11 protein-coding genes are annotated in these 12516 nt (G+C 59.6%); 4 read left to right on the top strand and 7 right to left on the bottom strand.

What is annotated here, in order from left to right:
• Positions 1–108: 108 nt before the first annotated feature.
• A complete protein-coding gene (locus KRR23_RS15995) occupies positions 109–2256 on the bottom strand; it encodes a methyl-accepting chemotaxis protein (RefSeq protein ID WP_216743298.1) in 2148 nt (715 codons plus the stop codon).
• 350 nt (positions 2257–2606) lie between these two features.
• On the opposite strand from KRR23_RS15995, the gene KRR23_RS16000 reads away from it, so the two are divergent.
• Together KRR23_RS16000 and KRR23_RS16005 are read left to right on the top strand one after the other, a co-directional pair.
• A complete protein-coding gene (locus tag KRR23_RS16000) occupies positions 2607–3923 on the top strand; it encodes a Na+/H+ antiporter NhaC family protein (protein WP_216743384.1) in 1317 nt (438 codons plus the stop codon).
• Between the two features lie 172 nt (positions 3924–4095).
• On the top strand, positions 4096–5778 hold the full coding sequence (locus KRR23_RS16005; protein WP_216743299.1) for a methyl-accepting chemotaxis protein: 1683 nt from the start codon (positions 4096–4098) through the stop codon (positions 5776–5778).
• A gap of 148 nt (positions 5779–5926) precedes the next feature.
• On the opposite strand, the gene yegQ is transcribed toward KRR23_RS16005, so the two are convergent.
• On the bottom strand, positions 5927–7252 hold the full coding sequence (gene yegQ / locus KRR23_RS16010) for a tRNA 5-hydroxyuridine modification protein YegQ (RefSeq protein WP_216743300.1): 1326 nt from the start codon (positions 7250–7252) through the stop codon (positions 5927–5929).
• 157 nt (positions 7253–7409) lie between these two features.
• On the opposite strand from yegQ, the gene KRR23_RS16015 reads away from it, so the two are divergent.
• A complete protein-coding gene (locus tag KRR23_RS16015; protein ID WP_216743301.1) occupies positions 7410–8471 on the top strand; it encodes an AI-2E family transporter in 1062 nt (353 codons plus the stop codon).
• Here KRR23_RS16015 and KRR23_RS16020 read toward each other — a convergent pair.
• From KRR23_RS16020 to KRR23_RS16030, 3 genes are all read right to left on the bottom strand, one after another.
• On the bottom strand, positions 8468–8650 hold the full coding sequence (locus KRR23_RS16020) for a hypothetical protein (RefSeq protein ID WP_019692817.1): 183 nt from the start codon (positions 8648–8650) through the stop codon (positions 8468–8470). The two genes, KRR23_RS16015 and KRR23_RS16020, sit on opposite strands and share 4 nt — an antisense overlap.
• A gap of 106 nt (positions 8651–8756) precedes the next feature.
• Positions 8757–8951 carry a hypothetical protein gene (locus KRR23_RS16025; protein WP_054596479.1) on the bottom strand — a complete coding sequence of 65 codons (195 nt, stop codon included), beginning with the start codon at positions 8949–8951 and terminating at the stop codon, positions 8757–8759.
• Between the two features lie 259 nt (positions 8952–9210).
• Positions 9211–9531, bottom strand: coding sequence for a hypothetical protein (locus KRR23_RS16030; protein ID WP_216743302.1), 321 nt, complete (start codon positions 9529–9531; stop codon positions 9211–9213).
• Between the two features lie 247 nt (positions 9532–9778).
• On the opposite strand from KRR23_RS16030, the gene KRR23_RS16035 reads away from it, so the two are divergent.
• Entirely contained in the window at positions 9779–10597 is an 819-nt protein-coding gene (locus KRR23_RS16035; RefSeq protein WP_216743303.1) for a shikimate 5-dehydrogenase, read from the top strand.
• Positions 10598–10625: 28 nt separating this feature from the next.
• Here KRR23_RS16035 and KRR23_RS16040 read toward each other — a convergent pair whose 3' ends face one another.
• Both KRR23_RS16040 and KRR23_RS16045 read right to left on the bottom strand, forming a co-directional pair.
• On the bottom strand, positions 10626–11273 hold the full coding sequence (locus tag KRR23_RS16040; RefSeq protein ID WP_216743385.1) for a YceH family protein: 648 nt from the start codon (positions 11271–11273) through the stop codon (positions 10626–10628).
• A gap of 226 nt (positions 11274–11499) precedes the next feature.
• Entirely contained in the window at positions 11500–12426 is a 927-nt protein-coding gene (locus tag KRR23_RS16045) for a universal stress protein (RefSeq protein ID WP_216743304.1), read from the bottom strand.
• Between the last annotated feature and the right edge of the window lie 90 nt (positions 12427–12516).

Consider the following 12516-nt stretch of genomic DNA (forward strand, 5'->3'; position numbering starts at 1 on the left):
ACAGTCGTAAATCCGGTCAATGCGGTTTAGCTGAAGCACCGCAGTGACTGGTTTTGGGGCCGCTTCGCAGCCCAGCGGGAGCAAGCTCCCTCGCCACACGGTTGTGGATCAAACCCTGAACTGATCCATCAAACCCTGCTGCTGATTCGCCAGGCTATTGAGTGACTGGCTGACCCGCGCCGATTCATTGGCTTGCCCCGACAGCGATTCTGTCACGTCACGAATGGTCGCTACGTTGTTGTTGATCTCCTCGGCCACGGCGCTCTGCTCTTCGGCGGCGCTGGCGATTTGCAGGTTCATGTCGGTAATCACTGTCACCGCATCGCCGATCTGCCGCAGGGCGGTGACCGCCTGGCTGACGTGCTCGACGCTGCCCTGGGCCTGGCGATGGCTGTTGTTCATCGAGCCGACCACGTCTTGCGTACCACTCTGCAGTTGCTCGATCACCTGACGGGTTTCTTCCACCGACTCTTGCGTACGCCGTGCCAGGTTGCGCACTTCGTCGGCCACCACCGCAAAACCACGCCCGGCATCACCGGCGCGGGCCGCTTCGATGGCGGCATTCAGCGCCAGCAAGTTAGTCTGTTCGGCGATGGCGCGAATCACTTCCAGCACCGAGCCGATCTTCTCGCTATTGGCGGCCAGGCCTTCGACCTGGGTCATCGCCGTGCTCATGTCTGCCGCGAGGCTGTCGATGCTGGCGGTGGTGCGGTCGATCACGGTCAGGCCCTGACGAGTCGCCTGATCGGCATCGCGTGCCGCTTGCGCCGCTTGGGCGGCGCTGCGGGCGACGTCCTGGGCGGTGGCGCTCATTTCGTGGGACGCGGTGGCCACCTGATCGACCTGACGGTATTGCTGCTCCATGCCGGCGCTGGTCTGGGTGGCGATGGCTGACGATTGATCCGCCGTGCTGCGCGCGTCCTGCACCGAGCGTTTCACTTGCGCGATGATCGGTTGCAGCTTGTCGAGGAAACGGTTGAACCAGCCGGCCAGTTGCCCGAGTTCGTCTTGCTTGTCATAGGCCAGACGGCGGGTCAGGTCGCCTTCGCCGCTGGCGATGTCTTCCAGCATGCGCGCCACGCCAAGAATCGGCCGGGTCACACTGCGTGCCATCAGCCACACCAGCAACAGACCGATGACGGCTGCCAGCACGCCGAGGCTCAGCTCGATCAGGGTGCCGGCGGTGTTGCGTTCGTCGAGTTGCTGCTTCAGGGTTTCGGCGGGGCCGACGAGGACTTTCTCCGGCACGTCGAGCAACACGCCCCACGATTTGCCACCGGGAATCGGCTGGAACGGCGACAGTACTTTGAGCAACTGGTTGTTGTGCAGGCTCTGGGTCTGAGTGCTGGCGGCAAGCCTGCGGATCAGTTCGGCACCGCTGTCCTTGTCCACGCTGTCCAGGCGCTGGCTGAGTTTGCTGGCGTCCGGGCTGTAACCGGCGAGCAGGCCGACCGGGCTGAGGATGCTGACACTGGTCTGGCCGTCATAGAGCTTTTTGCTCGCTTGCTGGCTGACCGCTTGCAGGCTGTTGAGGTTGATGTCGACCGACAGCGACGCAATGACCTTACCGTCGACCAGCAACGGGAAGACGATGCTGGTCATCAGTACATTCTGGCCGTCGATCACATAAAAGTACGGTTCGATCACGCATGGCTTGAGGGTGGTGCGCGGGCAAGTGAACCAGGCGTTGGCGGGCTCGCCGCTAGGGCCGGTGCTGGTGTCGGCCATATCGCTTTCCGGCAGCGCCATCGAGTTCAGCTTGCCGGCGGTAGGTTGCGACCAATACAGGGCGAAGCGGCCCTTGTCGTTGCTGCCGATTTCTTTCTGGCCGCTGAACAGTTCGTCCTTGCCGTCCAGTGCGTTGGCTTCAAACACCAGCGACAGGCCGAGCAATTGCGGGTTGGCTTGCAGCGCCGACTTGACCTGACGGGTCAGGTCTTCACGCAGGTCGAAGGCGTCGAGGAAGCGCTTCTCGGCCTGTTCACGCAGGAACAACACCTGACGCGAGAAACCGTGGCCATATTGATAGGCGTCCATGAACTGCTGGCGAATCCCCAGCGCCTGAACTTCACCCTGCGCCTCGATGCGTGCTTGAGCCGCTTCGTTGAGCATCTCCATGCTCGAGGCTTTTACCAGCTCCGAACTGTGCTCCATGCGATACAGCGAAAGACCTACCAGCAAGGTCACGATGCCGGCCAGGCACAGCCCGGCGAGCAGGGTGATCTTCCATTGAATGGAAAGTTGTCTGAGCTGCATGGAGACGTCCTTTTATTCGATATTTATCTGAGACTTTGCACTGTAACGGCGGCGATTCGACTTTCTTTACGCTGCTATTTCAAAATTGACACTCTCGCGTAGGAGCTGCCGCAGGCTGCGATCCTTTGATCTTCAGCACCCTCAATTACGGCAAAATCAAAAGATCGCAGCCTGCGGCAGCTCCTACGGGGGGAGCTGTGTTGGTTTTGACAAGCCAGGCCTGCTGCGGCACAGTGCCCGCCCTCTAATAAAACCCTCTCTTCAATCCGCCGTCGGCTCATGCAGCTGGCTGGACGGACTCATCCTGTTTGCGCCGGGTTTAGCCGTCGCCGTGTTTTGAGGTAACGATGATTAATGCAGTAATTGCCGCGGTCGGCATCATGCTGGTGCTCAGCCTGTCCCGTGTGCATGTGGTGATCGCGCTGATCGTCGGCGCGCTGGTGGGCGGATTGACCGGCGGCCTGGGCATCGATGCAACGCTCAAGGCCTTCAACAGTGGCCTGGGCGGCGGTGCGACCGTGGCCTTGTCCTATGCATTGCTCGGCGCTTTCGCGGTGGCGATTGCCAAATCCGGCCTGGCCCACGCCCTGGCGGACAAAGCCTTGCTGCTGGTCGACCGGCAGGACGCCGCGGGCGGTGGCCAGGTCAAATGGCTGCTGATCGCGTTGCTCTGGGTCGTCGCCATCGCTTCGCAGAACATCCTGCCGATCCACATCGCCTTCATTCCGCTGCTGGTGCCGCCGCTTCTCTATGTACTGACCAAGTTGCAAATGGATCGCCGGCTGATTGCCTGCGTCATGACCTTCGGCCTGATCACGCCGTACATGTTCTTGCCGGTGGGCTTTGGCAACATCTTCCTGAATGAAATTCTGCTGGCCAACGTCAGTAGAAGCGGGGTGGACATCAGTGGCGTCAACGTGACTCATGCCATGGGGATTCCGGCGTTGGGCATGGTCTGCGGGTTGTTGATGGCGTTCGTCAGCTACCGCAAGAAGCGCGTGTATGACCTGGAGAAAATCGAGCGGGTCGAGCAGGTCGCGGTGCAGTACAACCCGCTGACCTTGATGGTCGCGGGGCTGGCGATTGCCGCTGCGTTCATCATTCAGTTGCTGCTGGACTCGATGATTATCGGCGCGCTGGCCGGGTTTCTGATCTTTTCGGTGTCGGGAGTGGTGCGCTGGCGCGAGACCGACGACCTGTTCACCGAAGGCATGAAGATGATGGCGATGATCGGTTTCATCATGATCGCCGCCTCGGGTTTCGCCGAGGTCATGAAGGCCACCGGCGACGTGAAAACCCTGGTTGAGGCCTCGGCTTCGTGGATCGGTCACAGCAAAGGTGTCGGTGCATTGCTGATGTTGCTGGTCGGCCTGCTGGTGACCATGGGCATCGGCTCATCGTTTTCCACGGTGCCGATTCTCGCAGCGATATTTGTACCGCTGTGCGTGCAACTGGGTTTCAGCCCGTTGGCGATTGTCTGCATCGTCGGCACGGCTGGAGCCTTGGGCGATGCCGGCTCGCCAGCCTCTGATTCGACCCTGGGCCCGACCTCCGGGCTGAATATCGACGGCCAGCATCACCACATCTGGGACACCGTGGTCCCGACATTCCTGCACTACAACCTGCCGCTGCTGGCATTTGGCTGGGTGGCGGCGATGATCCTCTAGACTCCCGCGGGTGGGATGAATATCCCGTAGGAGCTGCCGCAGGCTGCGATCTTTTGATTTTCAGCGATCTTGATAGCGCTAAAAGATCGCAGCCTGCGGCAGCTCCTACAGTTTTGCGTTGCTCTGCCGTTAATGCTTTAACCACGCCAATAATATCCAGAGTGAACAACACATGCGCCTGAGCCTTAAAGCCAAAGTCTTGTCCCTCTCCGTCCTCCCGGTTTTGCTCTTTGCGCTGGTGATCAGCCTGACCACCGCATTCATCTTGCAAGAGCAGGCCCGCAAAGAAGTCGAAGAAACCCGTCAGCGTTTGATGAACGATGCCAAAGCCACCCTGCAAAGTTACGTTGCGGTGGCGATGACCACGATCAAACCGCTCTACGACGCGGCGGCACCTGGCGATGCGGCGGCTCGCGCGCAAGTGATCAAATTGCTGTCGAGCATCAGCTACGGCAAGGACGGTTACTTCTTCGGCTACGACTCCAACACCGTGCGCCTGTTCAAGGCCAACAGTGCGGACGGCGTCGGCCAGAGCTTCAAGGACAACCGCGATCCGAACGGTGTGTACGTCAACCGTGACCTGGTGCAAGTCGCCAAGGACGGTACGCACTACCTGCAATACAGCTCACCGTTGCCGGGCGACAGCAAAGTCCTGGTGCCTAAACTGGGTTACACCGAATACCTGCCTAAATGGGACATGGCCATCGGTACTTCGGTGAATCTCGATGGTGTCGAAGCCCAGGTCGCAGCGGTCCAGGCCGAGGTTCGCGAGCGTATGGAAGGCGTGATACTGAGCATCGTCGGTATCGCGGCGGTGGTGCTGCTGGTGATCGCGGCGGTCGGTCTGTTTGTGGCCAACACCATTTTGCGTCCGCTGCACCTGATGAAGGCCAATCTGGACGACATCGCGGCAGGCGAGGGTGATCTGACGCGTCGGCTGGCGATTACCTCTGAAGACGAACTGGGCGAGCTGGCCGGCTCGTTCAACCGTTTTGTCGACAAGATCCACAGCCTGGTCCGGCAGATTACCGAGATGACGTCGCAGCTGACCGGGCTGGTCAATCAGGTCTCCGATCAGGCCCAGCGTTCGGATCAGGCCATGGAGCGCCAGCGTCACGAGACCGATCAGGTGGCCACGGCGATCAACGAGATGTCGGCGGCAGCGCAGGAAGTGGCGAAAAGCGCCCAGGGCGCTGCGGTTGCGGCCCAGCAAACCGACGAAGAAGGTCAGGCGGCCAAGCGCGTGGTGGCCGGGAGCATTTCGCAGATCCATGCGCTGGTGAAAGATATCCGCAGCAGCGGGGTTTCTCTCGACAGTTTGCAGCAGGACGTGTCGTCGATTGTCAGCGTGCTGGGGGTGATCCGTTCGATTGCCGATCAGACCAACCTGCTGGCGCTGAACGCCGCCATCGAAGCCGCTCGCGCCGGTGAGGCCGGGCGTGGCTTTGCGGTGGTCGCCGATGAGGTGCGCGCGCTGGCCAGTCGCACGCAGCAAAGCACTCAGGAAATTCAGGGCATGATCGACCGCTTGCAGGCCGGCACCCAGTCGGCGGTCGATGCCATGCGCCGCTCAAGCGAAGCCGGTGACGGCACCTCGGCGCAGGCCAATCAGGCGGGCGCTTCGCTGGACACCATGGCCCAGTTGATCGGCACCATCAATTCGATGAACGCGCAGATCGCCAGCGCCGCCGAAGAGCAAACCGCGGTGGCCGAAGAGATCAACCGCAGCGTGCATCAGATCGCCGTCGCCGTGGACAGCGTCGCCGACGAAACCCAGCTCGGCGCACAAACCTCCCGCAGCCTGGCGGATTTGGGCCAGCGTTTGGGTAAATTGGTCGGGCAGTTCAGGATCTAAGCGCCCAACAGACCGCTATTCCCGATCGTTCCCACGCTCCTGCGTGGGAATGCCGCCATGGACGCTCTGGGTCCGCTTTGAAAGTGACGCGGAGCGTCACGAGATGCATTCCCACGCGGAGCGTGGGAACGATCAATTAGAGTGGGTTTCAACCTTCACGCACATCGCGCATCAACAACCCAAACCGCAAATCCACCGCATCCGGAATCGGTAGATACACGGTGTGCCCGTCCCCCGGCGCCACTTCAATCGCCTCGCCTTTGGCGCTTTGCAACTGATGCAAGTCGAAGTGAAAATTGCCTTTGGGCGTCATCAATTCCATGTGATCGCCCAAACCAAAGCGGTTCTTCACCTTGACCTCGGCCAGCCGATCACGGCGCTCGCCGGTCAGCTCACCGACGAACTGCTGGCGTTCCGAGACCGAGCTGCCGTTCTGGTAGTTCTGGTATTCGTCATGCACATGGCGGCGCAGGAAACCTTCGGTATAGCCACGCTGGGCCAGGGACTCGAGGTCGGTCATCAGGCTGCGATCGAACTCGCGGCCGGCCACGGCATCGTCGATGGCGCGGCGGTAGACCTGAGTGGTCCGGGCGCAGTAGAAGTGCGATTTGGTCCGGCCCTCGATCTTCAACGAGTGGACGCCCATCTGCGTCAAGCGGGCGACATGTTGCACCGCACGCAGGTCCTTGGCGTTCATGATGTAGGTGCCGTGCTCGTCCTCGAAGGCCGGCATCAGTTCATTGGGGCGGTTGGCTTCCTGGAGCAAAAACACCTGGTCGGTGGGCGCGCCGATGCCCAGCGTTGGCTCCGGGATAAACGCCTGAACGATCTCGCCCACGGTGTTTTCCGTGGCGGGCTGTGCAGAGTATTTCCAGCGACAGGCATTGGTGCAGGTTCCCTGATTGGCATCACGCTTGTTCATGTAACCCGACAGCAGGCAGCGCCCGGAATAGGCCATGCACAATGCGCCGTGAACGAACACTTCCAGCTCCATGGCGGGGACTTGCTGGCGAATCTCGGCGATTTCTTCCAGCGACAGCTCCCGCGACAGGATGATTCGGCTCAAGCCTTGCTGCTGCCAGAACTCGACGCTGGCCCAGTTCACCGTGTTGGCTTGCACCGAGAGGTGAATCGGCATCTGCGGGAAATGCCGGCGCACCAGCATGATCAACCCCGGGTCGGACATGATCAGCGCATCCGGAGCCATGGCGATGACCGGCTCAATATCCTTGAGGAAGGTTTTCAGCTTGGCATTGTGCGGGGCGATGTTCACCACCACATAGAAACGCTTGCCCTGGGCCTGGGCCTCGCGGATACCGAGGGCCAGGTTGGCATGATCGAACTCGTTATTGCGCACACGCAAGCTGTAGCGCGGCTGGCCGGCGTAGACCGCATCGGCGCCGTAGGCGAAGGCGTAACGCATGTTTTTCAGGGTGCCGGCAGGGGCAAGCAGTTCAGGCGTGGCGAGGGGCATGAGGGGCTCGATCACAAAAGCTCGCGAGGGTAGAGCAATCGCGTCAGGCGTTTATTGATCTGGATCTATGCTGGATTAACAAACGAGAGCATTCGGGCGTGTCGTGGCTGACTAACCAGGCAGCCAGTGTTTGCGTGTTGCTGATAGGGATCGGACGATGGACCAACCCGTTGTGCAAGACAAATCACTGCTGGTGCTGTTGGTACTGGTGACTGCCGCTTTCATCTGGATTCTGCTGCCGTTCTACGGCGCGGTGTTCTGGGCGGTGATTCTTGGCATTGTCTTCGCGCCCTTGCAGCGTCGGCTGCAAGTGAAGTTTGGTTGGCACCGCAACCTGACGGCGCTCTCCACCTTGGGCATTTGCCTGGTCATTGCCATTTTGCCGGTGATCATTACCAGCGTCCTGTTGGTACAAGAGGGGGCGACCCTCTACAAGAATATCGAGAGTGGCCAGTTGGACATCGCCGGCTATCTGGCGCAGTTCAAGCACAGCCTGCCGCCGTACTTTCAGCACCTGCTGGACCGCTTTGGCATGGGTGAGCTGAGCACTTTGCGCGAGAAGATCGTCAAGAGCGCGATGCAGGGCAGCGAGTTTTTCGCCAGTCAGGCGTTCAGCTTCGGCCAGGGCACGTTCGAGTTCATGGTGAGCTTTTTCATCATGCTCTACCTGTTGTTCTTCTTTCTGCGTGATGGTGCCGATTTGTCGCGCAAGGTCCGTGCGGCCGTGCCATTGGCAGAACACCAAAAGCGCCGCTTGCAGCTCAAGTTCAACCGCGTGGTGCGAGCCACGGTCAAAGGCAACCTGCTGATGGCGATTACGCAAGGCGCGCTGGGTGGGTTGATTTTCTGGTTTCTGGACATTCCCAGTGCATTGCTCTGGGCGGTGGTAATGGCGTTTCTGTCGCTATTGCCAGCGGTGGGGGCGGCGATTGTCTGGGCGCCGGTGACAGCCTGGTTCCTGCTCAGCGGCGCGATCTGGCAGGGCGTGGTGCTGGGGCTGTTCGGGGTGTTCGTGATCGGTCTGGTAGACAACATTCTGCGTCCGACCCTGGTGGGCAAGGACACCAGTATGCCGGACTATCTGGTCCTGGTTTCGACCCTGGGCGGTCTGGCGATCTTCGGTCTCAATGGTTTTGTCATTGGGCCGTTGATCGCCGCGCTGTTCATGTCGAGTTGGGATTTGTACATCGAAACCAGGCCACGCGTGCAGTTGCCTTAGGCGCCAAGTGCGTAGGTGCCGATACGTTGCGACAGGGCCTGGGCAGCAGGCAGTGAAGTGAGCGGGCCGCTGATTGCGACGCCGTCCTGAACCAGATACCAACAGGCGAGCAATCCCAGCTCTCTGAGCGGTGCGGGAACGGCGCTGCCGATGACGGACATGATCTGAACCTTGGGCATAAGTACCTCCATCAATCTTTGGAGCTACCTTACTGACCCGGCAGTTCAACGGAAAATCAACGCGCTCGATAGTGGACATTGACGACGACGTGGCGAATGGCCGCTGTCAGTCGACGACCTGGTCGAGCATGTTCATCACTTCATGATCATTGAGCAGGCCTTTACGCACCAGGTTTTCGGCCAGCAGCGAGAGAAACTTGGCGCTGCGATGGCCTTCCAGGTGTTTGAGCTCGGTCAATGCGTTATAGACCTTGCTTGAGGTACAGAGTCCAACAATGCGGTGCGGGTTTTGCGTGGGCATAAGGGTCGTCCTTGTTTTTATGAACTGTTTATTACGGACAATTCAAAGCTTGCTGCACTGTCATGACATAAATATGACGGTTATAACGCGCAAGCCAGGGCATTCGTCGGATCAATCATGTCAAATTTAACCGCAGTCACTGTCCCGGTAACGACCTTGGCGAGATTTATTCAGACATTGTTCAACGGCTGAAACGAAAACAGGCCCCGTCGAGACGGAGCCTGTGTTGTGTAACCTGCAGTGATTATCAGCCGGGGCCTTAGTAGCGAGGCTGAATGTAGTACCCCGGTTGTGGCGGGACGTAAACCGGTGCTGGCTGGACATACACCGGCTGCGGTTGAACGTAGACTGGCTGCGGTTGAACGTAGACCGGTTGTTGTTGTTGTACGTAAACCGGACGCTCGTTGGCCATGACTGATCCCGCGACCACCGCGCCTACCACAGCGCCGACGGCGAGCGGTGCACCCCAGCCCCAGCCGCCGCCACGGCCATGACCATAATAGTAGCCATGGGCTTGTGCCTGTCCTGCGACAGCAAATGCACCGATCAGCAAGGCTATTACAGGGAGTTTGCGGATCATGATAATTCCTCGTGTTTTCGCCCCAACGCGCTTGAGCCTTCAATAGATCCAAGGATAGTTGCGGGGATAACTCTAAGACAGCGTTTTTTGGCGAATCTGCGACGCGTCAGAGTAAATATTGTGTAAGGTCTGTACCGGCATCTTTACCTTTACCTACCCGCCGGGTCAGAGGCCTCGCTATGATCGGATAAACCCGATGCCATGGCCAATCCCGTCCATCTGAAAGTGCAATTTGAAGGAGTTCCACATGCTGATGAACCCGAATAAAGACACCCAACTGTGTATGTCACTGTCTGGGCGCCCCGGGAATTTCGGCCTGCGTTTCCACAACCATCTTTATGAGCAACTGGGCCTGAATTTCTATTACAAGGCGTTCAGCAGTCAGGACCTGCCGGGGGCGATTGGCGGGATTCGTGCCCTGGGTATTCGCGGCTGCGGCGTATCGATGCCCTTCAAGGAAGCCTGCATCGCACTGGTCGATGAGTTGGACGCGTCGGCCGAAGCCATTGCCTCGATCAATACCATCGTTAACACCAACGGTCACCTCAAAGCGTACAACACCGATTACATCGCTATCGAGCAACTGCTGAAAACCCATGCCGTGCCGCAGGACTCGACGTTCGCCTTGCGTGGCAGCGGCGGGATGGCCAAAGCGGTGGCCAGTGCCTTGCGCGACGGTGGCTATCAAAACGGCCTGATTGTGGCGCGTAACGAAAGCGCGGGTCGCGCCTTGGCCGACTCGCTGGGTTATCGCTGGCAAGCGGAACTTGGCAGTGAGCGTCCGCGGATGTTGGTCAATGTCACGCCGATTGGCATGAGCGGTGGCGCAGAGGCCGATCAACTGGCTTTTGACGCTGGCGCCATCGATGCTGCCGAGACTGTCTTCGATGTAGTGGCGATCCCCTCGGAAACGCCACTGATCGTGCGCGCTCGTGCCGCAGAAAAGCGGGTCATCACCGGGCTTGAAGTCATTGCCATTCAGGCGCTTGAGCAGTTTGTGCTGTACACCGGCGTGCGTCCCAGCGATGAGCAGTTCCATAAGGCTGTGGCGTTCGCCCGCAGCTGATCAGCCGCTGCGGGGCAGGGTGGCAGGGTTACTCGAGGCGCGCCAGACGCTCTTCGAGCGCCGCAATCCGCGCTTCGAGTTCTTCGATGCGCTCCACCGACACGCCGCTGCTGGCGCCACGTTCGGCCGGGTTCTGGCGGGCGGCGAGGATCGCTTCGATATCTGCCGGGTCGCCCAGTGCGTGCATGTAGCGGTCTTCGCGCTGGCCCGACTGGCGCGGCAGCAACATCGCGAGCCCGCGGGCAATCAAGCGCTCCAGCTGATGCACAACCTGTTCGGCATCTTCGAAGTCATGCATGCGGCCGCTGCGTGTCAGTAGTTCGTTGACTGTCTGCGGACCGCGCAGAAACAGCAAGCCGGTCAGAATAACCTGGGCCGGGACCAGTTCCAGCGCCTTGTCGAGCCGATGCTCCCAGCGATCGGCGCGGCTGCCCATGACCAGCCTGGTGAAGCCTTGACCTTCCAGGGCGCGCAAACTTTGCCCGACCTGGCCCTGGCTGAGGTTCATCACCGGTTCCCGGCTGGTTTTCTGGTTACAGGCGATGACCAGTGCATTAAGGGTCAGTGGATAGGTCTCCGGGCTGGTCGCCTGTTTTTCGATCAAAGAGCCGAGAATGCGCAGTTCCGTGCTGCTCAGTTGCAGTGCATCGGTGGACGTCTCTGGCTCTGTGCTCATGCTTTCCGGGCCCTTGCTAACCGTTTCTTCCATTGTTGACTCCCTAATTTAGCAACAGACCCTTGTTTGTGGGTCAGATCGCTCTCCTTTCCCGTCGTTCTGTTTGACGCAGAACCTCGTCGGAGGAGGCGAGTGCGGCAATCTTAGCGCACTGTTGCTCAATCTTCTGATGGCGGCACGGTTATTCTCGCCATCGGCATCGCTATCGTAGCGTGTGCTGTTTGCCTCACTCAGCAAGTTTTTCGGGCGATACGATCCAGACACTGCAGGGCATTTTGTACAACAGGCTTTCTGCCGTGCTGCCGACCAGCCGGTCCAGCCCTCGATGGCTGATCCGGCCCATGACAATAACATCGACCTGATTGACGTCGGCATAGTTGACCAGGACCTTGCCCGGGTTGCCCATGATCATGTGACGCTGTTGCGGCGGGATGCCGTTGCGCTCGGCAAGTTCGTTGAATGCATCCCCCTGAGCGTCGAACAGGGTCTTGGCTTTGCCTGAAGAGAAGAAGGTCGAAACGTTGTTGAAGTCGAATTCGTCGGCACTGATGGAGGAAAGGTCATAGGCATAGACGACGTCGACCTCGGCATTGCAGGCGCTCGCCAGTTTGACCGCTTCGTGGAGTATCCGGTCGTTCAAGTCTTGGTACTGTTTATCGCGATGGAAGGGATCGACCGCTGCAACAACCTTGCGAGGCAAGGCATGAATGGCGTTACTGACGAAATGCAGCGGTACTGGACATTCGCGCAGCAAATGCACGTCGAGCGGTGTGAACATCAGCCGCGAGAGCAGCGATTCATGTTGCAGCGCTTTGATCAGCAACTCGATCGGCTGTTCTTTGAGGTGGATCAGAATTTCCTGCAGCGGGCGTTCGACCCAGGTCACCTCGGTGGTGACTTCCAGGCCAATCTTGCGCAGAGGCCTGGCCTGCTCCTCCAGCCACAGGCGGTGACGTTCGATATAACCCAGGCGCATCTCTTCGCGGGCCTGGTCGTTGACCAGGCTGGCAGTTGCCAGGCCTTCCAGGTAGTCGAAAGCCACGATGTGCAGCGCCGCGCCTTCGGCCTTGGCCAGTGCGGCGGCCCTGTCGAAGGCCGGGCTGTGCTGCATCAGCGGCGAGACGATCAGCATGAAACGTGATTGATCAGACATGACAAACCTCTCCTGGGTAGACACAAAGTCGGCGGCTGTACGGTTGGCACGATGAGTTGTCAGCTCCTGAAACCATGGCCTGATCGTGTC

It is taken from the genome of Pseudomonas sp. CVAP#3, assembly GCF_018986375.1.
GTDB lineage: Bacteria > Pseudomonadota > Gammaproteobacteria > Pseudomonadales > Pseudomonadaceae > Aquipseudomonas > Aquipseudomonas helvetica.

Bases quoted from the DNA above. Each gene is read 5' to 3' on its own strand.
- KRR23_RS15995 (WP_216743298.1), bottom strand. From the start codon at position 2,256: ATGCAGCTCAGACAACTTTCCATTCAATGGAAGATCACCCTGCTCGCC.
- KRR23_RS16005 (WP_216743299.1), top strand. From the start codon at position 4,096: ATGCGCCTGAGCCTTAAAGCCAAAGTCTTGTCCCTCTCCGTCCTCCCG.
- yegQ (WP_216743300.1), bottom strand. From the start codon at position 7,252: ATGCCCCTCGCCACGCCTGAACTGCTTGCCCCTGCCGGCACCCTGAAA.
- KRR23_RS16015 (WP_216743301.1), top strand. From the start codon at position 7,410: ATGGACCAACCCGTTGTGCAAGACAAATCACTGCTGGTGCTGTTGGTA.
- KRR23_RS16020 (WP_019692817.1), bottom strand. From the start codon at position 8,650: ATGCCCAAGGTTCAGATCATGTCCGTCATCGGCAGCGCCGTTCCCGCA.
- KRR23_RS16025 (WP_054596479.1), bottom strand. From the start codon at position 8,951: ATGCCCACGCAAAACCCGCACCGCATTGTTGGACTCTGTACCTCAAGC.
- KRR23_RS16030 (WP_216743302.1), bottom strand. From the start codon at position 9,531: ATGATCCGCAAACTCCCTGTAATAGCCTTGCTGATCGGTGCATTTGCT.
- KRR23_RS16035 (WP_216743303.1), top strand. From the start codon at position 9,779: ATGCTGATGAACCCGAATAAAGACACCCAACTGTGTATGTCACTGTCT.
- KRR23_RS16040 (WP_216743385.1), bottom strand. From the start codon at position 11,273: ATGAGCACAGAGCCAGAGACGTCCACCGATGCACTGCAACTGAGCAGC.
- KRR23_RS16045 (WP_216743304.1), bottom strand. From the start codon at position 12,426: ATGTCTGATCAATCACGTTTCATGCTGATCGTCTCGCCGCTGATGCAG.